The 23258-nt window shown below is 67.4% G+C and carries 20 protein-coding genes; 13 read left to right on the top strand and 7 right to left on the bottom strand.

What is annotated here, in order from left to right; all coding sequences use genetic code 11:
* Positions 1–18 precede the first annotated feature (18 nt).
* Positions 19–1656, top strand: a complete 1638-nt coding sequence (locus A7D27_RS02090) for a DUF2300 domain-containing protein (RefSeq protein ID WP_069563951.1) — start codon at positions 19–21, stop codon at positions 1654–1656.
* Positions 1657–1661: 5 nt separating this feature from the next.
* On the top strand, positions 1662–2456 hold the full coding sequence (locus tag A7D27_RS02085; protein ID WP_069563946.1) for a YfaP family protein: 795 nt from the start codon (positions 1662–1664) through the stop codon (positions 2454–2456).
* Between the two features lie 347 nt (positions 2457–2803).
* Here A7D27_RS02085 and A7D27_RS02080 read toward each other — a convergent pair whose 3' ends face one another.
* The 6 genes from A7D27_RS02080 to gatC form a co-directional block, all read right to left on the bottom strand.
* Positions 2804–3190, bottom strand: coding sequence for a carboxymuconolactone decarboxylase family protein (locus A7D27_RS02080; RefSeq protein ID WP_069563945.1), 387 nt, complete (start codon positions 3188–3190; stop codon positions 2804–2806).
* A gap of 15 nt (positions 3191–3205) precedes the next feature.
* The gene (locus A7D27_RS02075) at positions 3206–4288 is read right to left on the bottom strand and encodes a calcium/sodium antiporter (protein WP_069560058.1); all 1083 of its coding nucleotides are present in this window, start codon (positions 4286–4288) and stop codon (positions 3206–3208) included.
* Between the two features lie 79 nt (positions 4289–4367).
* Positions 4368–4760, bottom strand: coding sequence for a septal ring lytic transglycosylase RlpA family protein (locus A7D27_RS02070; protein ID WP_069563944.1), 393 nt, complete (start codon positions 4758–4760; stop codon positions 4368–4370).
* Between the two features lie 143 nt (positions 4761–4903).
* On the bottom strand, positions 4904–6349 hold the full coding sequence (gatB, locus tag A7D27_RS02065; protein ID WP_069563943.1) for an Asp-tRNA(Asn)/Glu-tRNA(Gln) amidotransferase subunit GatB: 1446 nt from the start codon (positions 6347–6349) through the stop codon (positions 4904–4906).
* A gap of 11 nt (positions 6350–6360) precedes the next feature.
* Entirely contained in the window at positions 6361–7812 is a 1452-nt protein-coding gene (gene gatA, locus A7D27_RS02060; protein WP_069563942.1) for an Asp-tRNA(Asn)/Glu-tRNA(Gln) amidotransferase subunit GatA, read from the bottom strand.
* A 16-nt stretch (positions 7813–7828) separates the two neighbouring features.
* Complete coding sequence (gene gatC / locus A7D27_RS02055) at positions 7829–8116, bottom strand: Asp-tRNA(Asn)/Glu-tRNA(Gln) amidotransferase subunit GatC (RefSeq protein ID WP_069560062.1); 288 nt, start codon at positions 8114–8116, stop codon at positions 7829–7831.
* A gap of 222 nt (positions 8117–8338) precedes the next feature.
* Between gatC and mreB the strand changes: the two genes are divergently transcribed.
* From mreB to tldD, 8 genes are read left to right on the top strand one after another with little or no spacing between them, the layout of a single operon-like run.
* Complete coding sequence (gene mreB, locus A7D27_RS02050) at positions 8339–9376, top strand: rod shape-determining protein MreB (protein WP_021217765.1); 1038 nt, start codon at positions 8339–8341, stop codon at positions 9374–9376.
* Positions 9377–9413: 37 nt separating this feature from the next.
* A complete protein-coding gene (gene mreC, locus A7D27_RS02045) occupies positions 9414–10427 on the top strand; it encodes a rod shape-determining protein MreC (protein WP_083265502.1) in 1014 nt (337 codons plus the stop codon).
* A complete protein-coding gene (gene mreD / locus A7D27_RS02040; protein WP_069560064.1) occupies positions 10427–10915 on the top strand; it encodes a rod shape-determining protein MreD in 489 nt (162 codons plus the stop codon). The genes mreC and mreD overlap by 1 nt, the downstream gene beginning before the upstream one ends.
* Before the next feature lie 48 nt (positions 10916–10963).
* Positions 10964–11557 carry a nucleoside triphosphate pyrophosphatase gene (locus tag A7D27_RS02035; protein WP_069560065.1) on the top strand — a complete coding sequence of 198 codons (594 nt, stop codon included), beginning with the start codon at positions 10964–10966 and terminating at the stop codon, positions 11555–11557.
* Between the two features lie 9 nt (positions 11558–11566).
* A complete protein-coding gene (gene rng / locus A7D27_RS02030) occupies positions 11567–13024 on the top strand; it encodes a ribonuclease G (RefSeq protein WP_069560066.1) in 1458 nt (485 codons plus the stop codon).
* 13 nt (positions 13025–13037) lie between these two features.
* Positions 13038–16862: a YhdP family protein gene (locus A7D27_RS02025; RefSeq protein ID WP_069560067.1), complete on the top strand. Its 3825-nt coding sequence runs from the start codon at positions 13038–13040 to the stop codon at positions 16860–16862.
* A gap of 40 nt (positions 16863–16902) precedes the next feature.
* Positions 16903–17751 carry a carbon-nitrogen hydrolase family protein gene (locus A7D27_RS02020; protein WP_069560068.1) on the top strand — a complete coding sequence of 283 codons (849 nt, stop codon included), beginning with the start codon at positions 16903–16905 and terminating at the stop codon, positions 17749–17751.
* A 2-nt stretch (positions 17752–17753) separates the two neighbouring features.
* Complete coding sequence (gene tldD / locus A7D27_RS02015) at positions 17754–19196, top strand: metalloprotease TldD (RefSeq protein ID WP_044409760.1); 1443 nt, start codon at positions 17754–17756, stop codon at positions 19194–19196.
* A 62-nt stretch (positions 19197–19258) separates the two neighbouring features.
* Here tldD and yjgA read toward each other — a convergent pair whose 3' ends face one another.
* Positions 19259–19780 carry a ribosome biogenesis factor YjgA gene (yjgA, locus tag A7D27_RS02010; RefSeq protein WP_069560070.1) on the bottom strand — a complete coding sequence of 174 codons (522 nt, stop codon included), beginning with the start codon at positions 19778–19780 and terminating at the stop codon, positions 19259–19261.
* A gap of 142 nt (positions 19781–19922) precedes the next feature.
* Here yjgA and pmbA point away from each other — a divergent pair, with 142 nt between their 5' ends.
* The 3 genes from pmbA to A7D27_RS01995 all read left to right on the top strand — a co-directional run bounded on the left by pmbA (position 19923) and on the right by A7D27_RS01995 (position 23222).
* Entirely contained in the window at positions 19923–21269 is a 1347-nt protein-coding gene (pmbA, locus tag A7D27_RS02005) for a metalloprotease PmbA (RefSeq protein WP_069560071.1), read from the top strand.
* Between the two features lie 188 nt (positions 21270–21457).
* Complete coding sequence (locus A7D27_RS02000; RefSeq protein WP_069560072.1) at positions 21458–21853, top strand: hypothetical protein; 396 nt, start codon at positions 21458–21460, stop codon at positions 21851–21853.
* Positions 21846–23222: a lyase family protein gene (locus tag A7D27_RS01995; protein ID WP_069560073.1), complete on the top strand. Its 1377-nt coding sequence runs from the start codon at positions 21846–21848 to the stop codon at positions 23220–23222. Before A7D27_RS02000 ends, A7D27_RS01995 begins: the two co-directional genes overlap by 8 nt.
* The last annotated feature ends 36 nt before the right edge of the window (positions 23223–23258 follow it).

Here is a 23258-nt window from a genome sequence, read left to right as displayed (position 1 = left end):
TTGACCAGGGGCCTGCGCATGGCCGCTGCGCTGCTGGCGCTGGCGGCCCTCCCGGTGGGGGCCGCCGAGGCGCCCCTCGCCCTGGCCTGGCGCACCCCGGCCGGTAACGAACTGCTCGAACTGGACCGCAGCCGCGTGCTGGCGCGCGGTCCCTTGCCCGCCGAGCGCCAGGCACCCCTGGGCAGCTTGTGGAAGCTCTTCGTCTACGCCTACCTGGTGGACCAACAACGGCCGGACCCCGGCTACCAGTGCCTCGGCCACGACCGTGACGAGGTGTATTGCTGCAACCCCGGCGAACGCATCGACCGTGACCAGGCGCTGGTGAAATCCTGCGGCCTGTATTTCGACCCGGTACGCCTAGGTGTGACCCCGGATGACTGGGCCCGCTACTGGCAGGCACGCCGTGCCCCGGCCTGGCTGCAACGCCTCGATGCGCTGAAGCCTGAGGCGCGTGTCCCGGTGGCCGACCTGCTGGCCCAGTTGCAGACCCTGCCGGCCCAGGACGAGGCCCGCCGCGTGCTGCTCGATGTACCGCTCCAGGCCCGTGATGCCGGCGTGCTCGCCACCCTCGGCGCGCGCCTGCGGGTGAAGACCTGGAGCTGGCTCGCGGACGCCGATCCCCAGGCCCGCCAGGGCGGCTTCGCCGGCTGGCTGAACGACGGCACGCCGGTCTGGGCCGGCGGCCCCGGCACCAGCCAGCGCGTTCTCGGGCAGTACGCCGAGGTGCTCGAACGCACGTTGCCGGTGAGCTGGCCCCGCGAGCCGGGCAGTTGCGTGGAGGTGCGGCTGTTCAGCCGCTATCCGCTGCGCGAGGTCAGCCTCGCTGGCCAGTCCACGCCCGTGGCGCCCGGTGCCCTGCGCGGGCGCTACCAGGTGTTGTTCGAGAACGGCAACCGCCTGGACATCGAAAGCCAGGGCGAGCTCTTTCTCGAACGCCGTGACGACGGCCTGGCGCTGACCGCTCATCTGGAGCGCGAGGACTACGTGGCCCGCGTGCTCGACCGCGAGGCGGCAGCCGAACCGGCCGAGGCCGCCAAGGCCCTGGCCGTGGCGGTGCGCACCTACCTGGTGCAGAACGCCGTGCGTCGCGGCGAGTGCCTGTCCATCGACGACAGCAGCTCCAGCCAGCGGGTCTCCCCCCGGCCGGCGTCTGCTGCCAGTCGTACCATCGCCGCCTGGACCGCCGACCTGGTGCTGGCCGGCAGCACGGTGACCTACCACAGCGAGCGCGCCGGTCCGGATCGCCTCTCCTGGCAGCAGGCCGTAACGGAAGCGAAGGAGGGCATCCGTTACGACAGCATCCTCGCCCGTGCCTTCCCGCGCGCCAGCCTCAGCCGCTGGGACAAGCCCGTGGCGGCCTGTCAGGCCCTGCCCAATGCCGAGGAGTGGCTGCGCCGCCAGCGTCGCGGATGGCGTCCGATCCTCGATGCCGAGCCGGGCTACGCTGAAATCCCGCAGTTCTCGGTGTGCCGCCTGGCCTCTGGTCGGCCCCATGTCGACCGCGAGCGGCGGCGCATCTTCGTGCGCGGCCTGTTTTCCCTGCAGGACCGCCTCGACCTGACCCACGAATACCTGCACCTGGCCTTCGAAGCCCACCCCAACGGCCAGGACGAAGCCTACGTCGAGCGGCTCGCCCGCCAACTGCTACTGGAATGATCCCCATGCGCTGCGCCTCCCTTGCTTCCCTGTTCCTGGCTCTGACGCCGCTGCTCGCCTGCGCCGAGGTGCGACTCGACACACCGCGCGGTGGCTGGCGCGAGGGCGCCGGCTCCGGGGAGCACTTCATGCAGGAGGTCAACTACCCGGCTTCTTCGGTCAACACCGTGGCGGACCAGGCCGACACTGCGCTGATCAAGGGGGCGATCACCGGTCTGCCGAAAGCGGCCAGCGGCCCCGGCACCCTGGTGGTCAACGGCGTGAGCATGCCGCTGAAGGTGGGCGAGGACGGCAGCTTCCAGCGGCCCTTCGTGTTCCCCTCCGGCAGCAACAGCGTCGAAGTGCGCAGCCCGGATGGCAAGCAATCCCACCGCGTGCAGTTCTACAGCCGGGCCAAGGGCGGCGTACCGGCACGCATGCGTGTGGTGCTCTCCTGGGATGCCGACAACACCGACCTGGACCTGCATCTGGTGACCCCGGATGGCGCCCACATCTGGTACGGCGACCGCAGCGCGCCCAACGGCACGGCGCTGGACGTGGACGTGACCACCGGCTACGGCCCGGAAATGATCGCCAGCCCGACCCCGCTCAAGGGGCAGTACCTGGTGTACGTGAACTACTACGGCGGCGGTTACTACGGCAGCGACGACGGCACCGAAGGCCCTGCGCAGCCACTGATCACCGCCCAGGTGACGGTCATCACCGAGGAAGGCACGCCGAGCGAGAAGCAGGAAAACTTCATCGTGCCCATGCGCCAGCCGGGCGAACTCACCCTGGTGAAGAGCTTCAGCTACCCCTGATCAGTTCTTCGGGCTGAGCCTCGGCGCCGGCTGGGGCGCCTGGGCGGTGGATCGATGGTGCGCGAACCGCCCTACGCGTCGTATGAGCGCCGAGCGGTGCGCACGACGTTGGCCTGGTGAGCGGGGTTTGATGCGGTTCGCGGGCTCACCACATCCTACGGGTGAAGGTGTGCCGGCGGCTGAGGCTCATCGGTCGCTCTCCCTCAAGATTTGCCAGCCCTCGCGGGAACCGAAGGATGGGCCGGGCGGTGTTACGCTTCAGCCCACCATCGAAGCCGCTGGCAGCTCCGTTGGTGGATGGAAACAGCGCCATCCCCCCTACGCTGTTCCCACCCATCGTTCCGGCGTCAGCCCTGCGGGTTGGCCTGCCAGGCGTCGACCACTTCCTGGGCGGCGCGGAAGGCGTCGATGGCGGCCGGTACGCCGGCGTACACCGCGCAGTGCAGCAGCGCCTCGCGGATTTCCTCCACGCTGCAGCCATTGTTCAAGGCCCCGCGCACGTGGCCTTTCAGCTCCTGGGGGCACTTCAGGGCGGTGAGGGCGGCGAGGGTGATGAGGCTGCGGGTCTTGCGGTCGAGCCCTTCGCGGTTCCACACGCCGCCCCAGGCGTGCTCGTTGACGAAGTCCTGCAGGGGCTGGGTGAATTCGGTGGCATTGCCCAGGGCGCGGTCGACGAAGGCGTCGCCCATCACCTCGCGACGGACCTGTTCCCCCGGAAGGGTTTTCTCGTGCATCTCTGTCTCCTCTTTTCAGCGCTGAAGGCGCCAGGCTCGAACGCCGATGATGGCCAGGGTCAGGGCTGTCAGGGGCAGGACGAAGGTGAGCATGGCGTGCTGGAAAGCGCCCAGCCAAGGGGCGCCATTGCTGTGCATGATCAGGTAGACGGTGTAGAGGACGTAGTAGCCCACGAACAGCGCACCCTCCCAGCGGTTGATGCAGTAGCCATGGAAGAAGATCGGCAGGCAGGCGATGGCGACGGCGATCATGACCGGGAAATCGAAGGCCAGTGCGTTCTCGGCCACGGGAATGGCACCGGGAGCGACCAGCGAGGCCAGACCCAGCACGCAGAGCAGGTTGAAGAGGTTGCTGCCGACGATGTTGCCCACGGCGATGTCACGTTCACCCTTGATGGCCGCCATGACGGATGTGGCCAGCTCCGGCAGCGAGGTGCCAATGGCGACGACGGTCAGGCCGATCACCAGTTCCGAGAGCCCGAGGGCGCGGGCGAGCTGGGTTGCACCTTCCACCAGCAGGTTGGAGCCGCCGACCAGCAACACCAGACCCAGGAGGACCAGGCCGAGGTTGGCCAGGGTGGCATAACGCCCCTGGGGTTCGTGGAGGGCGTATTCCTCGCTGAACTCGTCATTCGCGGTGCCAGGCTCCTGGCGGGCCTTGATGATGAGGAACAGGGTATAGGCGATGACGCTGGCAAAAAGCAGGGCGCCATCCAGCCGACCCAGCCGGCCGTCCGCAGCGAGCCCCCAGGTCACCAGGCTGGCACCTATCATCAGCGGCACGTCCAGCCGGATCAGTTGGCGCGAGACGGTCAGGGGCGCTATCAGGGCGGTAAACCCCAGGATCAGCAGGATGTTGGCGATGTTGCTGCCGATGACGTTGCCGATCGCCAGGTCTCCACTGCCATTCCAGGCGGACTGCACGCTCACCGCGGTTTCCGGCGCGCTGGTGCCGAAGGCGACCACGGTCAGCCCGATGATCAGTGGGGGGATATCGAACTGGGCCGCCAGCCTGGCGGCGCCGCGTACCAGCACTTCGGCACCGATCACCAGAAGTACCAGGCCGGAAACGAGGTAGACGAAGGTCATGAGTTCCATGGGCCAGTCCTATTGAGGAAAATTGCCGAAGCATATCCGACTGCGATGCCCGTTGCCCGAGTGCTCGTTGCAGGCCGTTTCACTCATCAGCGCGTTGCACGCGTACCGGGGCCACGCCGCTGCGCAGCATGTCCAGGGCTTCGGCGGCGCGGCGCGAGAGGTCGATGAGGCGGCCGCGCACATGGGGGCCGCGATCATTGATGCGCACCACGACGCTGCGGTCATTGTTCAGGTTGGTGACTTTCACCCGGGTGCCGAAGGGCAGGGTGCGGTGGGCGGCGGTGAGGGCGTTCTGGTCGAAGCGCTCGCCGCTGGCGGTGCGCTTGCCGTGGTGGCGTGCGCCGTAGTACGAGGCTTCGCCGTCCTCACGGTAGGTGCCACCGGTTTCAGCGGAAAAGAAGCCGGGGGTGCTGCAGGCGGCCAGCAGGGCCAGGCCGGCCAACAGCGGAAGTGAGCTGAGGAATCGCCACATCAGGACGTCTCCAGGGAGCGGTTGACCGGTGCTTGTGCGCTGCGTCGGGCCTCCTGACGCTGCACCGGGTCAACCGGGAATCCCGGACCGGCCTTCCGTGGCCGGTCGTTCGCCGGGCCAACCCATGGGTTGGCCAGTCCGGCTTACCCTTCGAGTTTCTTCTTCAGCAGTTCGTTCACTTGCCCCGGGTTGGCTTTGCCCTTGGAGGCTTTCATGGCCTGGCCGACGAAGAAGCCGAACATCTTGCCGCGCTTGGCGGAGTCCGAGGCGCGGTACTGCTCGACCTGCTCGGCGTTGGCGGCGAGGACTTCGTCGAGCATGGCTTCGATGGCACCGGAGTCGGTGACCTGCTTGAGACCCTTCTTCTCGATGATCGCGTCGGCGCTGCCTTCACCGGCTGCCATGGCTTCGAAGACCATCTTGGCGATCTTGCCGGAGATGGTGTTGTCCTTGATGCGCAGGATCATGCCGCCCAGGTGCTCGGCGGAAACCGGCGATTGCTCGATCTCCAGGCCGTCCTTGTTGAGCAGGCTGGAGAGCTCGCCCATCACCCAGTTGGCGGCCAGCTTGGCGTCGCCGCAGGTGCGCTGCACGGCCTCGAAGTAGTCGGCCATCTCGCGGCTGGCGGAGAGCACGCTGGCGTCGTAGGCGGAGAGGCCGAACTGGCTCTCGAAACGCTCGCGCTTCTGCACCGGCAGCTCCGGCAACTGGGCGCGCACTTCGTCGAGGAAGCTCTGCTCGATCACCACCGGCAGCAGGTCGGGACAGGGGAAGTAGCGGTAGTCGTTGGCTTCTTCCTTGCTGCGCATGGAGCGGGTTTTGTTGGCTGCCACGTCGTAGAGCACGGTTTCCTGGACGATCTTGCGGCCGGATTCCAGCTCGTCGATCTGCCAGGCGATCTCGGCGTTGATGGCGCGCTCGATGAACTTGAACGAGTTGACGTTCTTGATCTCGCGGCGGGTGCCGAACTCGGCCTGGCCCTTGGGGCGCACCGAGACGTTGCAGTCGCAGCGCAGGGAGCCTTCGGCCATGTTGCCGTCGCAGATGCCGAGGTAGCGCACCAGGGCGTGGATGGCCTTGGCATAGGCGACGGCTTCCTTGGCGCTGCGCATCTCCGGCTCGGAGACGATCTCCAGCAGCGGGGTGCCGGCGCGGTTCAGGTCGATGCCGCTCATGCCGTGGAAGTCTTCGTGCAGGCTCTTGCCGGCGTCCTCTTCCAGGTGCGCGCGGGTGATGCCTATGCGGCGGATGGTGCCGTCTTCCAGGGTGATGTCCAGGTGGCCCTTGCCGACGATGGGCAAGTCCATCTGGCTGGTCTGGTAGCCCTTGGGCAGGTCCGGGTAGAAGTAGTTCTTGCGGGCGAAGACGTTGCGCGCGCCGATCTCGGCGTCAATGGCCAGGCCGAACTTGAGCGCCATGCGCACGGCTTCGGCGTTGAGCACCGGCAGGGTGCCGGGCATGCCCAGGTCAACCAGGCTGGCCTGGGTGTTGGGCTCGGCGCCGAAGCTGGTGGCGCTGGCGGAGAAGATCTTCGATTGGGTGCTGAGCTGTGCGTGGATTTCCAGCCCGATCACGGTTTCCCATTGCATGTGTGTCGTCCTCAGAATCCGGCCGGGGCCTGTTTGTGCCAGTCGGTGACCTGCTGGTACTGGTGGGCCACGTTGAGCAGGCGGCCTTCCTGGAAGTAGGGCGCAAGCAGTTGCACGCCCACTGGCAGGCCGTCGACGAAGCCGGCGGGCATGGACAGCCCCGGCAGGCCGGCGAGGTTGGCGGTGATGGTGTAGATGTCTTCCAGGTACTCGGCGACCGGGTCGTTGTTCTTCGCACCCAGTTCCCAGGCCGGGTTGGGCGTGGTCGGGCCGAGGATGACGTCGACATCGGTGAAGGCCGCGACGAAGTCGTTCTTGATCAGGCGGCGGATCTTCTGCGCCTTGAGGTAGTAGGCGTCGTAGTAGCCGGCAGACAGGGCGTAGGTGCCGACCATGATGCGGCGCTTCACTTCGCTGCCGAAGCCTTCGGCGCGGGAGCGCTTGTACAGGTCCATCAGGTCCTTGGGGTCTTCGCAGCGGTGGCCGAAGCGCACGCCGTCGAAGCGCGACAGGTTGGAGCTGGCCTCGGCCGGGGCGATGACGTAGTAGGCCGGGATGGCGTGCTGCATGTTGGGCAGCGAGATGTCCTTGACGGTGGCGCCGAGTTTTTTCAGCTCTTCCACCACGGCCATCACCGCCGCGCCGATGCGCGCGTCGAGGCCGGCGCCGAAGTACTCCTTCGGCAGGCCGATGCGCAGGCCGGCCAGGGGCTGGGCGAGGGTGGCGAGGTAGTCGTCCACCGGGGCGTCGACGCAGGTGCTGTCCTTCGGATCGAAGCCGGCGATGGCGCCGAGCATCAGGGCGCAGTCCTCGGCGGTGCGGGCCAGCGGGCCGCCCTGATCGAGGCTGGAGGCGTAGGCCACCATGCCCCAGCGCGAGACGCGGCCGTAGGTGGGCTTGATGCCGGTGAGGTTGGTGAAGGCGGCGGGCTGGCGGATCGAGCCGCCGGTGTCGGTGCCGGTGGCGGCGGGCACCAGGCGCGCGGCGACGGCGGCGGCAGAACCACCGGAGGAGCCGCCGGGCACGCGGTTCAGCGCCCAGGGGTTCTTCACCGGGCCGTAATGGCTGGACTCGTTGGAGGAGCCCATGGCGAACTCGTCCATGTTCAGCTTGCCGAGGGTGACGGCGCCGGCGGCCTTGAGCTTCTCGACCACGGTGGCGTCATAGGGCGCGGTGAAGTTGTCGAGCATCTTCGAGCCGCAGCTGGTGCGCACGCCCTGGGTGCAGAACAGGTCCTTGTGGGCGATGGGCGCACCGAGCAGGGCGCCGTTCTCGCCGGCGGCGCGACGGGCGTCGGCGGCGCGCGCCTGTTCCAGGGCCTGGTCGGCGGTGACGGTGATGAAGCTGTTGAGTTGCGGGTCGAGGGCCTGGATGCGCGCCAGCAGGGCGCTGCTCAGTTCCTCGGAGGAGAATTCCTTGGCGGCCAGCGCGCGGGCGATCTCGGCCAGGGTCAATTGATGCATGGGGTAACCCTTTTCCTTAGTCGATGACTTTAGGCACGAGGTAGAGGCCGTTCTCGACGGCCGGCGCGATGGCCTGGTAGGCGTCGCGATGGTTTTCCTCGGTCACCTGGTCAGCGCGCAGGCGCTGGGTGGCTTCGAGGGGGTGGGCCAGCGGCTCGACGCCGTCGGTGTCCACGGCCTGCATCGCGTCGATCAGGCCGAGGATGTTGTTCAGGGTCTCGGTGGTACGCGGGATATCGCCTTCGTTCAGGCCCAGTCGGGCCAGGCGGGCGATCTTTTCCACGTCGGAGCGTTCAAGCGCCATCGGGTTCTCCAACTGAAAATGCGGTGGCCGCCAGGGGCATCCGACCGGGTGGGAAGAGGGTCGGGAACGGTACCGCGAACGGGCGGTCAAAGGCCGCGATGATGGGCCCGGAGGCCCGGAAAAACCGGCAATTTAGCACAACGCCTGCCTTGCCCAAAATCCCTGCCGTTGTTAGAGTTTGCCGCACTTTTTTACCCACGCGTCGCCTAGGGTCCCTCTCCCATGTTCAAGAAGCTGCGTGGCATGTTTTCCAGTGATCTGTCGATCGACCTGGGCACTGCCAATACCCTCATTTATGTGCGCGAACGCGGCATCGTCCTGAACGAGCCGTCCGTTGTCGCGATCCGCAACCACGGCAACCAGAAGAGCGTCGTGGCCGTCGGTACCGAAGCCAAGCGCATGCTCGGTCGTACTCCCGGCAATATTTCCGCCATCCGCCCGATGAAAGACGGCGTGATCGCTGACTTCAGCGTCTGCGAGAAGATGCTGCAGTACTTCATCAACAAGGTTCACGAGAACAGCTTCCTGCAGCCCAGCCCCCGTGTGCTGATCTGCGTACCGTGCAAGTCGACCCAGGTCGAGCGCCGTGCCATCCGTGAATCCGCCCTGGGCGCTGGTGCCCGCGAAGTGTTCCTCATCGAAGAACCCATGGCCGCGGCGATCGGTGCCGGCCTGCCGGTCGAGGAAGCCCGTGGTTCCATGGTCGTCGACATCGGCGGCGGCACCACCGAGATCGCCCTGATCTCCCTGAACGGGGTGGTCTATGCCGAATCCGTACGTGTGGGCGGCGACCGTTTCGACGAGTCCATCGTCACCTACGTGCGCCGCAACTACGGCAGCCTGATCGGCGAATCCACCGCCGAGCGCATCAAGCAGGAAATCGGCACCGCCTTCCCCGGTGGCGAGGTCCGCGAGATCGACGTCCGTGGCCGCAACCTCGCCGAGGGCGTGCCGCGCAGCTTCACCCTGAACTCCAACGAAGTGCTCGAAGCGCTGCAGGAATCCCTGGCGACCATCGTCCAGGCGGTCAAGAGCGCGCTGGAGCAATCCCCGCCGGAACTGGCCTCCGACATCGCCGAGCGTGGCCTGGTGCTGACCGGCGGTGGCGCCCTGCTGCGTGACCTGGACAAGCTGCTCTCCCAGGAAACCGGTCTGCCGGTGATCGTCGCCGAGGACCCGCTGACCTGCGTGGCCCGTGGTGGCGGCCGTGCCCTGGAAATGATGGATCGCCACGCGATGGACCTGCTCTCCACCGAGTAAGGTCGGAGAGCCATTGCGCCCCACATAGGAGCGGCCCATCAAACCGCTATTCGCCAAGGGACCCTCGCTCGGCGTGCGCCTGCTGGCGTTCGCCGTGCTGTCCGCCGCCCTGATGGTGGTGGATGCGCGCTTCGAGACCCTCAAGCCCGTTCGCAGCCAACTGGGATCGGTCCTGACGCCCTTCTATTGGCTGGCGGACCTGCCTGTGCGCGTGTGGGATGGCATCAGTGACCAGTTCACCAGCCGCAGCGTGCTCATCGCCGAGAACGAGAAGCTCAAGGCCGAGGCCCTGCTGATGCAGCGCCGACTGCAGAAGCTGGCGGCCCTCACCGAGCAGAACGTGCGCCTGCGCGAGCTGCTCAACTCCTCCGCTCTGGTGGACGAGAAGGTGCTGGTGGGGGAGTTGATCGGCGTCGACCCCAACCCCTTCACCCACCGCATCCTCATCGACAAGGGTGAGAAGGATGGTGTGTTTCTCGGTCAGCCGGTGCTCGATGCCCGGGGCCTGATGGGGCAGGTGGTGGAAGTCATGCCTTACACCTCCCGCGTGCTGCTGCTCACCGACACCACCCACAGCATCCCGGTGCAGGTGAACCGAAACGGCCTGCGCGCCATTGCCAGCGGCACCGGTAACCCGGAGCGCCTGGAGTTGCGCCATGTGGCCGACACGGCCGACATCAAGGAAGGCGACCTGCTGGTGAGTTCCGGCATGGGTCAGCGCTTCCCGGCAGGCTACCCGGTGGCCACCGTCAAGGAAGTGATCCACGACTCTGGCCAGCCCTTCGCCATCGTCCGCGCGGTGCCCACTGCCGCCCTCAACCGCAGCCGTTACGTGCTGCTGGTATTCACTGACACCCGGAGCCCCGAGGAGCGTGCCAACGCCGCTGCCGAGGCCCAGGAAGCCGCTGACCGCGAGGCCGCCAGCAAGGCCGCTCAGCCCCAGGGCGCTGCGCAGCCGGCACCGGCTGCGGCACCTGCTGCATCCCCGGCGCCGGCAGCCGCTCCCGCTGCGCCTGCCCAGGCGGCTCCCGCTTCCCGAGGCAACCACTGATGGCCACTGCGCGCCCCCGCAATGGCTGGGTGATCGGCTTCAGCCTGCTGGTCTCCCTGCTGCTCAGCGTTGCACCGATGCCCAGTTTCATGGAGGTCGGTCGCCCGCTGTGGCCCGCCCTGCTGCTGACCTACTGGACCCTGGCGCTGCCCCAGCGCGTGGGCATGACCACCGCCTGGATCGTCGGCATCGCCCAGGATGTGCTCTACGGCTCGCTGCTGGGGCAGAACGCCCTGGTGCTGGCCCTGGTCACTTTCCTCGTGCTCAATCTTCACCAGCGCCTGCGCATGTTCCCCATGTGGCAGCAGAGCCTGGTGCTGATGGTGGTCTTCGGTCTGGCGCAACTGGTGCAGCTCTGGCTCAACGCCCTCACCGGCAACCGCCCGCCGACCCTCTTGTTCCTTCTGCCCGCCCTGGTGAGCGGGCTGCTCTGGCCCTGGATCTTCGCCGCCATGCGCGGCCTGAGTCGGCGCCTCAACGTCCACTGATCGCCTTGCGGCCATGCCGCGGGGCCTTCTCGACATGGAGAAGTCTGCATGGCCACGCTCCACCTGGCCTCCGGATCGCCCCGCCGCCGCGAACTGCTGGCGCAGATCGGCGTTCCCTTCCAGCCCCTGGGCGCTCCCATCGATGAAACCCCGCTGCCCGGTGAATCCGCGCCGGCTTACGTCGAGCGCCTGGCCCGGGAAAAGGCCGCCGCCGGCCTGGCAGCGCTGGGTGCTGCGAGCGACGGCCACTGCGTACTGGGTGCCGACACTGCCGTGGTGCTGGACGGTCGCATCCTCGGCAAGCCCCTGGACCGCGAGGACGCGCTGGCCATGTTGGCCGCGCTCTCCGGGCGCGAACACCAGGTGCTCACCGCCGTGGCCCTGATCGACAGCTCCCGCTGCCTCTCCCGTCTGGTGACCAGTCAGGTGCGCTTCCGCGACATCTCCCCGGCCGAGCGCGAGGCCTACTGGGCCAGCGGCGAGCCCAGCGACAAGGCCGGTGGCTATGCCATCCAGGGCCTGGGGGCGGTCTTCGTCGCCGATCTGCAGGGCAGCTATTCCGCCGTGGTCGGGCTACCGTTGCTGGAAACGGCGGAACTACTCGGGCAGTTCGGCATTCCTTGTTGGCAGCGCCTCAGGTAGGTTTTCAGCATGAGCGAAGAGATTCTGATCAATATCACGCCGATGGAATCGCGCGTGGCGGTGGTGGAGAACGGCGTGCTGCAGGAAGTGCACGTCGAGCGTACCCAGCGTCGCGGCATCGTCGGCAACATCTACAAGGGCAAGGTGGTGCGTGTGCTGCCGGGCATGCAGGCGGCTTTCGTCGACATCGGCCTGGACCGTGCCGCCTTCATCCACGCCTCGGAAATCTCCACCCGCGAAGGCACCGCGGTGGAGAACATCAGCGCGCTGGTCCATGAGGGGCAGAGCCTTGTGGTGCAGGTCACCAAGGACCCCATCGGCACCAAGGGCGCACGCCTGACCACCCAGTTATCGATCCCCTCGCGCTACCTGGTGTACATGCCGCGTACCGCCCATGTGGGCATCTCCCTGAAGATCGAGGACGAAGCCGAGCGTGAGCGCCTCAAGCAGGTGGTGGCCGATTGCGTGGCTGCCGAGGGCATCGAGGAAGCCGGTGGCTTCATCCTGCGCACGGCTGCCGATGGTGCCCGCCGTGAAGATATCCTGGTGGACATCCGCTACCTGCGTCGCCTCTGGGAGCAGATTTCCGGGCAGATGCAGACCGCCTCCACTCCCTCGGTGATCTACGAGGACCTGAGCCTGGCCCTGCGCACCGTGCGTGATCTGGTGAATCCGCGCATCGAGAAGATCCGCATCGACTCCCGCGAGACCTTCCAGAAGGTCACCCAGTTCGTCGACGAGCTGATGCCCGAGATCGCCGACCGCCTGGAGCACTACCCCGGCGAGCGGCCGATCTTCGATCTGTACGGCGTCGAGGACGAAATCCAGAAGGCCCTGGAGCGCAAGGTGCTGCTCAAGTCCGGCGGCTACCTGATCATCGACCCCACCGAGGCGATGACCACCATCGACGTGAACACCGGTGCCTTCGTCGGTCACCGGACCCTGGAAGAGACCATCTTCAAGACCAACCTCGAGGCCGCCACCGCCATTGCCCGCCAACTGCGCCTGCGCAACCTCGGCGGGATCATCATCATCGACTTCATCGACATGGAAGACGAGGAGCACCAGCGGCAGGTCCTGCGGACCTTGGAGAAGCAGCTGGAGCGCGACCACGCCAAGACCAACATCATCGGCATCACCGAACTCGGCCTGGTGCAGATGACCCGCAAGCGCACCCGCGAAAGCCTCATGCAGAACCTCTGCGAGCCCTGCCCGAGCTGTCAGGGGCGCGGCATGCTGAAGACGCCGGAAACCATCTGCTACGAGATCTTCCGCGAAATCCTCCGCGAGGCCCGCGCCTACCAGGCCGAGGGCTACCGAGTGCTGGCCAACCAGAAGGTGGTGGACCGCCTGCTGGACGAGGAGTCCGGCAATGTCGCCGACCTGGAGGCCTTCATCGGGCGCACCATCAAGTTCCAGGTCGAGGCCATGTATTCCCAGGAGCAGTACGATGTCGTCCTGCTCTGAGGGCCCCCGCTGAATGGCGCGCCAGGGTCTGCTACTGGTCACCCTCCTAAGAACCCTCCTGGCCCTCTGTGCACTGGGGCTGGTGTTGGCCGCGCTCTATGTCAGCCTCGGTCGGCAGCTGGTGCCGATGGTGGCCGAATACCGCGACGACCTGCGCACCCGCGCCAGCGATGCCTTGGGCCAGGATGTCGAGATCGGTGCCCTGGAAGGCAGCTGGCAGGGCTTTGCACCCGTGGTGGTGGCCCGTGACGTGGTCATCGGCCAGGGCGACGAGGTGCTGCGGCTGGATCAGGTCCGACTGGTGCCGGATGTGCTCGGCAGCCTCCTGCAGCGTGCGCCCAGGCTGGCCAGCATCGAACTAGACGGCCTGAACCTGCAGGTGGTGCAGGATGAAAGCGGCCATTGGGCCGTCGCGGGCATGCCGGCCCGCCCCGATTCCCCCGCGCTGCGTCCCGCCCAGTTGATCCAGGGTTTCCAGTCCGTGGGGCGGTTCGCGCTGGTCAACAGCCAGGTCACCGTTCAGCCCTGGCAGCAGCAGCCGGTGACCTTCACCTATGTGGAGGCAGCGCTTTCCGGTAGCGCATCGTCCCAGCAACTGGAGGGGCGCCTGGTGCTGGCCGATGGGCAGCCCCTGAGCCTGCGTCTGGATACCCGCCTGGACCCCGAGGACTGGCTGGCCAGCGAAGCCCGTGCCTACCTGAGCCTGCCTCAGACCGATTGGGCCCGCTGGCTGCCCCAATCGCTCGCCAGCGACTGGCGCTTGAGCAAGGTGCTGGGCGGCGGTGAACTGTGGGCGGAGTGGGCCCGTGGCGAGCTGCGCCGTGCGGTGAGTCGGTTGCGGATCGGTGAGCTGAAAGGCGGCCGCCGCGACCAGGCAGCCGTGACCCTCCAGGACCTCGCGGTGGACGCCTATTTCGACCGCACCGCTTCCGGCATGAGACTGCAGTTGGACTCCCTGGCCATGACCGTGGGCGAACAGCGCTGGGGCGGCGTGCACCTGCTGGCCGAAGAGGGCGGCAGCGACGGCGCGCGGGAGTGGCGTGTGCGCGCTGACCGCATTGACCTGCAACCCTTGGTGCCCCTGGTCAAGGGGCTTGCGCCCCTCAACGACCTGGCGCGGGAACTGGTGGACGGCCTCGACCCCAAGGGCGCCCTGCGCAACGTACAGGCCACCTGGCGCCCGGATGCCCCTCTCGGTCAACGTCTGACCTACAGCACCAACCTGGAACGCCTCAGCTTCGGCGCTGTGCGCGGTGCGCCGGCGGCGGAGAACGTCAGTGGCAGCCTGACTGGCAGCCTGGCTGGCGGCGAGCTGCGTCTGGACGCCGATGATTTCGCCCTGCACCTCGACGATCTGTTCCCCAAGCCCTGGTACTACCGCGAAGCCCACGCCCGGCTGACCTGGACGCTGGACGAGCAGGCTTTCACCCTGGCTGCCCCCTATCTGCGGGTGGAAGGCGAGGAGGGCCATATCGCCGGGGACTTCCTCATCCGCCTGCTGCGCGACCCTGACGGCGAGGACTACATGGACCTGCGCGTCGGTCTCAGCCAGGGCGATGCGCGTTTCACCGAGAAATACCTGCCGACCCTGTCCCCCGGCCTCAGCCCGGAGCTGGCGGGGTGGCTCAAGCGTTCCATCAAGGGCGGCAGCATCGACGAAGGCTTCTTCCAGTACCAGGGCTCCTTGCGGAACGCCTCGCCGCCGGAGGCGCGCTCCATCAGCCTGTTCTTCAAGGTGCGTGACGCCCAGCTTGATTACCAGCCCGGCTGGCCGACCCTGGCTGAGGCCCGCGGTGACGTGTTCGTCGAGCACACCGGCGTGCGGGTGCGGGTACCCAGCGGCCGCATCCTCGACAGCCAGGTCAGTGACGTCCACGCCGACGTGCCCCACGTGGACAGCGGCAAGGTACCTCATCTCAAGCTGAGCGCCCGACTCGACAGCAGCTTCACTGACGCTTTGAAGATCCTCCAGCAGGCACCGACTCCCGCCGCGCAGATCATGGCCGGCTGGCAGGGCGAAGGCACCCTGGACGGCAACCTGGACCTGGACATCCCCCTGGCGAAGGCTGGCGGTGAGCCCCGTGTGGTGGTCGACCTGGCCACCCAGGACGCGCGCCTGCGCTTCTCCATTCCCAGCCTCGAACTCAGCGCCCTGAACGGTGCCTTCCGCTACGACACGGCCAGCGGTCTGAGTGGCAAGGACATCCGTGCCCGGGTCTTCGGTCGCGACGTCGTTGCCCGTGCCACGGCCGAAGGCCGCAAGGGGCAGGCGCGCAGCCGCATCCAGGCCAATGGCGTGGTGGCGCTGAAGGACCTGACCAACTGGCTCGGTGTCAATCGCCCGTTGCCGGTCAGCGGCGCGGTGCCCTATCGGCTCGACCTGCTGCTGGACGGCAAGGACAGTCAACTGAAAGTGGATTCGTCCCTCAAGGGCGTGGCCATCGACCTGCCGGCGCCCTTCGGCAAGTCTGCCGAGACTGTGCGTGACAGCCAGTGGCGCATGACCCTGGATGGCGCCGAACGCCGTTACTGGTTCCAGTACGCCGACCTTGCCGATCTGACGCTGGCGGCTCCTGCGAACGATTTCTCCGGCGCCCGTGGCGAGCTGATGCTCGGCTCCGGGCGTGCCGTGCTGCCCACCACCCGTGGCGTGCGCGTGCGCGGCGTGCTGGATGACCTCGACCTGGATGCCTGGCAGGCCGTGCGCCAGCGTTACGCCGAGAAGGATGCCGGCAATGCCGTCGGCTTGCTGCAAAGTGCCGACCTGCGCATCGGCCGGTTCAGCGGCATGGGGCTGGAGTTGCAGGACTTCCGCGTTGGCCTGCAGCGGGGTGAAGCGGCCTGGAAGGTGGACCTGGACAGCGACCTGCTGCAGGGCGCCATCAGCCTGCCGGACGCTCAGGGTGCACCGGTGGTACTGGACCTGGCGCGTCTGCGCCTGCCCAAGCCGGCCGACGACAAGGCCGATACCCCTGGTCCCGACCCGCTCAAGGATCACGACCCCCGTTCCCTGCCCGCGCTGGACGTGCGCATCGCCCAGGTTCAGCTTGGCGATGAGCCACTGGGGGCCTGGTCGTTCAAGGCACGTCCAGTGGCCAGAGGCACCCAGTTCAGCGAGCTGTCGCTGGACCTCAAGGGGCTGCACATCGACGGTACCCTTGGCTGGGAGGGCAGCGTGGACGCCAGCAGCACTTGGTACAAGGGGCGCCTGGAAGGCAAGAACCTCGCCGACGTGCTGCTGGCCTGGAAGTACGCGCCCACCGCCACCAGCGAGCGCTTCCGTCTAGATGTGGACGGGCGCTGGCCCGGCTCGCCGGCCTGGGTCAGCCTGAAGCGCTTCAACGGTTCCCTCGATGCCGCGCTGCGCAAGGGGCAGTTCGTCGAGGCCGACGGCAGTGCCCAGGCCCTGCGAGTGTTTGGCCTGCTCAACTTCAACTCCATCGGCCGCCGCCTGCGCCTGGACTTCTCCGACCTGCTGGGCAAGGGCCTGGCCTACGACCGGGTGAAGGGCGTGCTGGAGGGCACCGACGGGGTCTTTGTGACCCGCAAGCCCATCGTGCTCGAAGGGCCCTCCAGCGGGCTGGAGCTCAATGGCACCCTGGACATGGCCCACGAGAGCATCGACGCCAAGCTGCTGGTGACCCTGCCGGTGACCAACAACCTGCCGCTTGCCGCACTGATCGTCGGCGCCCCGGCCATTGGCGGTGCGTTGTTCGTGGTGGACAAGCTGCTGGGGGACCGGGTCGCCCGCTTCGCCAGCGTGCAGTACAAGGTGCGCGGCCCCCTGCAGGACCCGAAGTTCACCTTCGACAAGCCGTTCGAGAAACCCGATTCATGACGGGCCGTTGCATGGCCGTTGTCGTACGCCGGAGGACGCCATGGAGTTCGCGGTAATCCAGATGACCAGCCAGGACGATGTCCTGGCCAACCTCGACGCCGCTCGGCGCCTGCTGGCCGACGCGGCAGGGCAGGGCGCGCGCCTGGCCGTGCTGCCGGAGAACTTCGCCGCCATGGGCCGGCGCGACCTGGCTCGGTTGGGCCAGGCCGAGGCCCGTGGCGAAGGGCCGATCCTGCCCTGGTTGAAACAGACCGCTCGCGACCTCAGGTTATGGATCGTGGCCGGCACCTTGCCGCTGCCACCCGAAGGCTGCCCGGACGCCAAGCCCAACGCCTGCTCGCTGCTGGTGGATGAGCACGGCGAGCGGGTCGTGCGCTACGACAAGATCCACCTGTTCGATGTGGACGTGGCCGATGCGCGGGGGCGCTATCGCGAGTCCGACGACTACGCCTTCGGCGACCACGTGGTGCTGGCCGATACGCCGGTCGGGCGCCTGGGGCTGACGGTCTGCTATGACCTGCGTTTCCCCGAGCTGTACGGCGCATTGCGCGAGGCCGGGGCCGAGTTGATCACCGCGCCGTCGGCGTTCACGGCGGTTACTGGTGCGGCACATTGGGAGGTGCTGGTGCGCGCCCGCGCCATAGAGACCCAGTGTTACCTGCTGGCGGCCGGGCAGGGCGGCGTTCATCCGGGGCCACGGGAAACCCATGGGCATTCGGCTATCGTCGATCCATGGGGGCGTGTCCTGGCCGAGGTCGGAAAGGGTGAGGCGGTGCTGCTGGCCCGGCGCGATGCCGAGGAGCAGCGGGCGATCCGCCAACGAATGCCGGTGACGGCACACAGACGATTCAAGACGCCGGCCGAACCCGCGCCGGTGCTTACGGAGTAGCTATGAGCCAGATGTTGTTATCCGTCAGTGACCGCCTGCTGGCACCGGGCGGCCTTGCCATCGAGCAGTTGCAGGGTGTCCTCGGCGAGGTGGCCGGTCCGGGCATCGATGCCGCCGACCTGTATTTCCACGGGCTGGTTTCCGAGTCCTGGGTGCTGGAAGACGGCATCGTCAAGGACGGCAGCTTCCACCTCGACCAGGGCGTGGGCGTGCGTGCCCAGTCCGGCGAGAAGACCGGCTTCGCCTACAGCAACGCCATCACCCCCGAGGCGCTGAGCCAGGCGGCCCGCGCGGCCCGCTCCATCGCCCGGGCCGGGCAGCAGGGTCGCGTGCAGGCATTCGCCAGCCCCGAAGTGGCCCGGCTCTATGCGCCGGACAGCCCGCTGGACGTGATCAGCCGTGCCGAGAAGGTCGCGCTGCTGCAGCGCATCGACCAGGCCACCCGCGCGCTCGACCCGCGCATCAAGCAGGTCACCGTGAGCATGGCGGGGGTCTGGGAGCATGTGCTGGTGGCCGCCAGCGACGGCAGCCTGGGCAGCGATGTGCGCCCGCTGGTGCGTTTCAACGTCAGTGTGATCGTCGAGCAGAACGGTCGCCGCGAGCGCGGCGGACATGGTGGCGGCGGGCGGACCGACTACCGCTACTTCCTCCAGGAAGACCGCGCCATGGGCTACGCCCGCGAGGCGCTGCGCCAGGCGCTGGTGAACCTGGAAGCGGTGCCGGCACCGGCCGGTACGCTGCCGGTGGTGATGGGTGCCGGCTGGTCCGGCGTGCTGCTGCACGAGGCGGTGGGCCACGGCCTGGAAGGTGATTTCAACCGCAAGGGCAGTTCGGCCTACAGCGGCCGCATCGGCGAGAAGGTCGCCTCCAGCCTGTGCACCATCGTCGATGACGGCACCCTGGCCGGTCGCCGTGGTTCGCTGAGCGTGGACGACGAAGGCACCCCGACCCAGTGCACCACGCTGATCGAGAACGGCGTGCTCAAGGGCTACATGCAAGACAAGCTCAATGCGCGGCTGATGGGTGTGGCGCCCACCGGCAACGGCCGTCGAGAGTCCTACGCGCACCTGCCGATGCCGCGCATGACCAACACCTACATGCTGGCGGGTGAAAGCGACCCGGAAGAAATCATCGCCTCGGTCCAACGCGGCATCTACTGCGCCAACCTCGGCGGTGGTCAGGTGGACATCACCAGCGGCAAGTTCGTGTTCTCCACCAGCGAGGCGTATTTGATCGAGAACGGCAAGATCACCGCGCCGGTGAAGGGCGCGACGTTGATCGGCAACGGGCCGGAGGCGATGAGCCGGGTGTCCATGGTGGGCAACGACCTGGCGCTGGACAGCGGTGTGGGGACATGTGGCAAGGACGGGCAGTCGGTGCCCGTGGGCGTTGGTCAGCCGACGCTGAAGATCGACGCGATCACTGTGGGAGGCACCGGCGCCTGATGCGGCGCGGTGCTACGGGCCGTAGGCCCCGGCATGGCCGGGGTGCGGGCCCGTGGCGGTCTTCAGCGCAGGCCGCGCTGGATTTCGTCCAGCTCGCGGATGTACTTGAAGACCTTGCGTGCGGCGGCGGGCGGTTTGTTGCGGGCCGCTTCGTGCTGGGCATGGCGGATCAGGCCGCGCAGGTGCTGGCGGTCGGTGTCCGGGTAGTCGGCCACGAAGGCTTCGAGGGTTTCGTCGTCGCCGGCGATCAGGCGATCACGCCAGCGCTCGAGGCTGTGGAAGCGCTCGTTGTATTCGCGGGTGGTGTTGTCGACCTGGTCCACCATGGCGACGATGGCCTCGACATCCTGCTCGCGCATCAGCTTGCCGATGTACTGCAGGTGGCGTTTGCGGGCGATGTGAGCCTTGTGCTTGGGCGCCTCGATCAGGGCCTTGCGCAGCGCATCGGTGAGCGGGAGCTTGTCCTGCATGTCGGGCTTGAGGGTGGTCAGGCGTTCGCCCAGGTCCTGCAGGGCCTGCAGCTCGCGTTTGACCTGGGACTTGCTCTTCTCTCCGGAGAAGTCATCGTCGAGATATTCAGGCATGGGGGTGGTCCAGTGGAAAACGCCGCCATGATAACCAGTCGGAGGGGGATTGTCCGTCCCGGCTGGCGCCGCGTTCGCGGCGGGTGGGGCAGGGTGCGCGGCGCCCGCCCCGTCGAAACGGGTTTGAGAAATCGGAGTGGCTATGAGTGACGTACAAGGTGTTGGCCCGCAGGCCCTTCCGGAGCTGCAGGCGCAGGTAGAGCGCATCATCGCCGAGGCCGCCCGTCAGGGCGCGACGGCCTGCGAGGTTGCGGTGTCGATGGAACAGGGGTTGTCCACCACGGTGCGCCAGCGCGAGGTGGAGACGGTGGAGTTCAACCGTGATCAGGGTTTCGGCATCACCCTTTATGTGGGGCAGCGCAAGGGCTCGGCGAGCACCTCGGCCAGCGGCGAGGATGCCATTCGCGAGACCGTGGCGGCGGCCCTGGCGATTGCCAAGCACGCCTCGGAAGACGACTGCGCGGGGCTGGCCGACCCGGCCCTGATGGCTCGCGACCTGCCGGAGCTGGACCTCTACCACCCCTGGGCCATCAGCCCGGAGCAGGCGGTGGAGCTGGCGCTCACTTGCGAGGCAGCGGCCTTCGATGCCGATCCGCGCATCACCAATGCCGACGGCACCACCCTCAGCACCCACCAGGCCTGCCGCGTGTACGGCAACAGCCATGGCTTCGTCGGGGGCTACGCCAGCACCCGCCACAGCCTGAGCTGCGTGATGATCGGCGGTAGCGAAGGCCAGATGCAGCGCGACTACTGGTACGACGTGAACCGCATTGGCACCCAACTGGCGGACCCGGCGAGCATCGGTCGCCGCGCCGCCGAGCGTACCGTCAGCCGCCTGGGGGCCCGGGCGGTACCCACCTGCGAGGTGCCGGTGCTGTTCGCGGCGGAGCTGGCCACGGGGCTGTTCGGCAGCTTCCTGTCGGCCATTTCCGGCGGCAACCTGTACCGCAAGTCTTCCTTCCTGGAGGGCGCGCTGGGCCAGCGCCTGTTCCCCGAATGGCTGAGCATCGACGAGCGCCCGCACATCCCGCGCGCCATGGCCAGTGCAGCGTTCGACAACGATGGCCTGGCCACCTACGCCAAGCCGTTCGTGGAGAAGGGCGACCTGGTGTCCTATGTGCTGGGCACCTATTCCGGGCGCAAGCTCGGCCTGCCGAGCACGGCCAATGCCGGCGGAGTGCACAACCTGTTCGTCAGCCATGGCCCGGAAGACCAGAAGGCGCTGCTGCGCCGCATGGGGCGTGGCCTGCTGGTGACGGAGCTGATGGGACAGGGGCTGAACATGGTCACCGGTGATTATTCCCGTGGTGCGGCCGGCTACTGGGTGGAGAATGGCGAGATCCAGTTCCCGGTGCAGGAAGTGACCATCGCCGGCAACCTGAAGGATATGTTCCGCCAGATCCTCGCTGTGGGCTCCGACCTGGAGATGCGCGGCAACATCCGCACTGGCTCGGTGTTGATCGAGCGGATGACTGTTGCTGGCAGCTGATCGCTTCTACATGCTCCGTCCCTGAGAACGCGCCCAATGGGCGCGTTTTCGTTTCTTTTCCCGCTTTTTCAAGCGCTTTCATCGAAACGCGGCCCACGGCTGGCGTGCGGGCTCGCACAACGGCGCCTGGTAATTATCTCTAAATATTATTATTCTCATTCGCGAATGATTTTCGTTAGAGGTTTGCCATGCAGTCCTGCCGCGAGGAAAACCCGGCTACCGCCCGCTGGCGCTCGACCGGCCTGCGCATCCGCTGCGCGCTGTGTCCGGATGAGCCGCGCCTGCTGGTGCGTTACCTGAACGAGGCCCGGCAACTGGCCGAGCGCCAAGGCGCCTCGCCCTGGCGCATCTTCGAGGCCTGCCTCGACCTGCTGCTGCGCAGCGCGGAAGACCGCGCGCTCCCGGCCCACTGGCGGGCGCAGTGCCTGGACTACGCCTACCTCCCCCTGCAGGAGCTGCGCCACCACGCGCGCAGCTCTGCCCTGCAGCGCCGCCTTCGCGCGCTGCAATGGCGCCTGGCGACCCTGGACCTGGCGCCGTCCCTCCGTTACCACGATCCCGAAGAAGGAGCCCAGCGTGACTGACACCCGAATCGAACGCGACAGCATGGGCGAGCTGGCCGTGCCCGCCCATGCCCTCTATGGCGCTCAGACCCAGCGGGCAGTGAACAACTTCCCGGTATCCGGCCTGCGGATGCCGGCACCCTTCATCCGTGCCCTGATCCTGGCCAAGGCGGCTGCGGCCCGCGCCAACGTGGAACTGGAGCAGATCAGCCCGGCCATGGGCGATGCCATCGTGGGGGCCTGCCAGGAGCTGCTGGCTACGGACTTCATGGCGCACTTCCCGGTGGATGTTTTCCAGACCGGCTCCGGCACCAGTTCCAACATGAACGCCAACGAGGTGATCGCCACGTTGGCCGGGCGCCTGCTCGGCGAGCCCGTCAGCCCCAACGACCATGTGAACTGCGGGCAGAGCAGCAATGATGTGATTCCCTCCAGCATCCACATCAGTGCGGCCATCGAACTCACCGAGGGCCTGCTGCCGGCGCTGGGTCATCTGCTGCAGGTGCTGTGTGAGAAGTCCCTGGCGGTCCGTCCTTATGTGAAGACCGGGCGTACCCACCTGATGGATGCCATGCCGGTGCGCATGAGCCAGGTGCTCGACGGCTGGGCACAGCAGGTGCAAAGCAACATCGAGCACCTGCGTGGGCTGCTGCCGAGCCTGCAGCAACTGGCCCAGGGCGGCACGGCGGTGGGCACCGGGATCAACGCCCATCCGCGTTTTGCCGAACGTTTCTGCGATGAGCTGAATACCCTGACTGCTCTGCACTTTGTCCCAGGCAGCAACTTCTTCGCCCTGATCGGCTCCCAGGACACTGCGGTGGCCTTGTCCGGGCAGTTGAAGACGGTGGCCGTGTCGCTGATGAAGATTGCCAACGACCTGCGCTGGATGAACTCGGGGCCGCTTGCCGGACTGGCAGAAATCGAGCTGGAGGCCCTGCAGCCGGGCTCTTCGATCATGCCGGGAAAGGTCAACCCGGTGATTCCGGAAGCGACGGCGATGGTGGCCGCCCAGGTGATCGGCAACGACGCCGCCATCACCCTGGCGGGGCAGTCCGGCAACTTCGAACTGAACGTGATGCTGCCGCTGGTGGCCCATAACCTGCTGGGCAGCCTGCAGGTGCTCACCACCAGCAGCCGCCTGCTGGCGGACCGCGCCGTGGCGAGCTTCACCGTCAACCAACCGAAGCTGAAGGAAGCGCTGTCGCGCAACCCCATCCTGGTGACGGCGCTGAATCCCATCATCGGTTACCTGAAGGCGGCGGAAATCGCCAAGCAGGCCTACCGCGAGGGACGCCCGGTGATCGATGTGGCCGAGGAGCACACCGCGCTGTCCCGGGGCGAACTGGAGCAGTTGCTCAACCCCGAGAAACTCACCGAGGGCGGCCTCTAACCGCCCCACCGGGCGCCACTCCGGTGGCGCTCCTGT

The organism is Pseudomonas sp. 1D4, from assembly GCF_001728925.1.
Taxonomy (GTDB): domain Bacteria; phylum Pseudomonadota; class Gammaproteobacteria; order Pseudomonadales; family Pseudomonadaceae; genus Metapseudomonas; species Metapseudomonas otitidis.
Note: the sequence above shows the minus strand (reverse complement) of the source record. Positions and strands in the feature narration are given on the sequence as shown.

Coding starts and splice junctions, on each gene's coding strand:
- A7D27_RS02090 (WP_069563951.1), top strand. CDS start 19: ATGGCCGCTGCGCTGCTGGCGCTGGCGGCCCTCCCGGTGGGGGCCGCC.
- A7D27_RS02085 (WP_069563946.1), top strand. CDS start 1,662: ATGCGCTGCGCCTCCCTTGCTTCCCTGTTCCTGGCTCTGACGCCGCTG.
- A7D27_RS02080 (WP_069563945.1), bottom strand. CDS start 3,190: ATGCACGAGAAAACCCTTCCGGGGGAACAGGTCCGTCGCGAGGTGATG.
- A7D27_RS02075 (WP_069560058.1), bottom strand. CDS start 4,288: ATGGAACTCATGACCTTCGTCTACCTCGTTTCCGGCCTGGTACTTCTG.
- A7D27_RS02070 (WP_069563944.1), bottom strand. CDS start 4,760: ATGTGGCGATTCCTCAGCTCACTTCCGCTGTTGGCCGGCCTGGCCCTG.
- gatB (WP_069563943.1), bottom strand. CDS start 6,349: ATGCAATGGGAAACCGTGATCGGGCTGGAAATCCACGCACAGCTCAGC.
- gatA (WP_069563942.1), bottom strand. CDS start 7,812: ATGCATCAATTGACCCTGGCCGAGATCGCCCGCGCGCTGGCCGCCAAG.
- gatC (WP_069560062.1), bottom strand. CDS start 8,116: ATGGCGCTTGAACGCTCCGACGTGGAAAAGATCGCCCGCCTGGCCCGA.
- mreB (WP_021217765.1), top strand. CDS start 8,339: ATGTTCAAGAAGCTGCGTGGCATGTTTTCCAGTGATCTGTCGATCGAC.
- mreD (WP_069560064.1), top strand. CDS start 10,427: ATGGCCACTGCGCGCCCCCGCAATGGCTGGGTGATCGGCTTCAGCCTG.
- A7D27_RS02035 (WP_069560065.1), top strand. CDS start 10,964: ATGGCCACGCTCCACCTGGCCTCCGGATCGCCCCGCCGCCGCGAACTG.
- rng (WP_069560066.1), top strand. CDS start 11,567: ATGAGCGAAGAGATTCTGATCAATATCACGCCGATGGAATCGCGCGTG.
- A7D27_RS02025 (WP_069560067.1), top strand. CDS start 13,038: ATGGCGCGCCAGGGTCTGCTACTGGTCACCCTCCTAAGAACCCTCCTG.
- A7D27_RS02020 (WP_069560068.1), top strand. CDS start 16,903: ATGGAGTTCGCGGTAATCCAGATGACCAGCCAGGACGATGTCCTGGCC.
- tldD (WP_044409760.1), top strand. CDS start 17,754: ATGAGCCAGATGTTGTTATCCGTCAGTGACCGCCTGCTGGCACCGGGC.
- yjgA (WP_069560070.1), bottom strand. CDS start 19,780: ATGCCTGAATATCTCGACGATGACTTCTCCGGAGAGAAGAGCAAGTCC.
- pmbA (WP_069560071.1), top strand. CDS start 19,923: ATGAGTGACGTACAAGGTGTTGGCCCGCAGGCCCTTCCGGAGCTGCAG.
- A7D27_RS02000 (WP_069560072.1), top strand. CDS start 21,458: ATGCAGTCCTGCCGCGAGGAAAACCCGGCTACCGCCCGCTGGCGCTCG.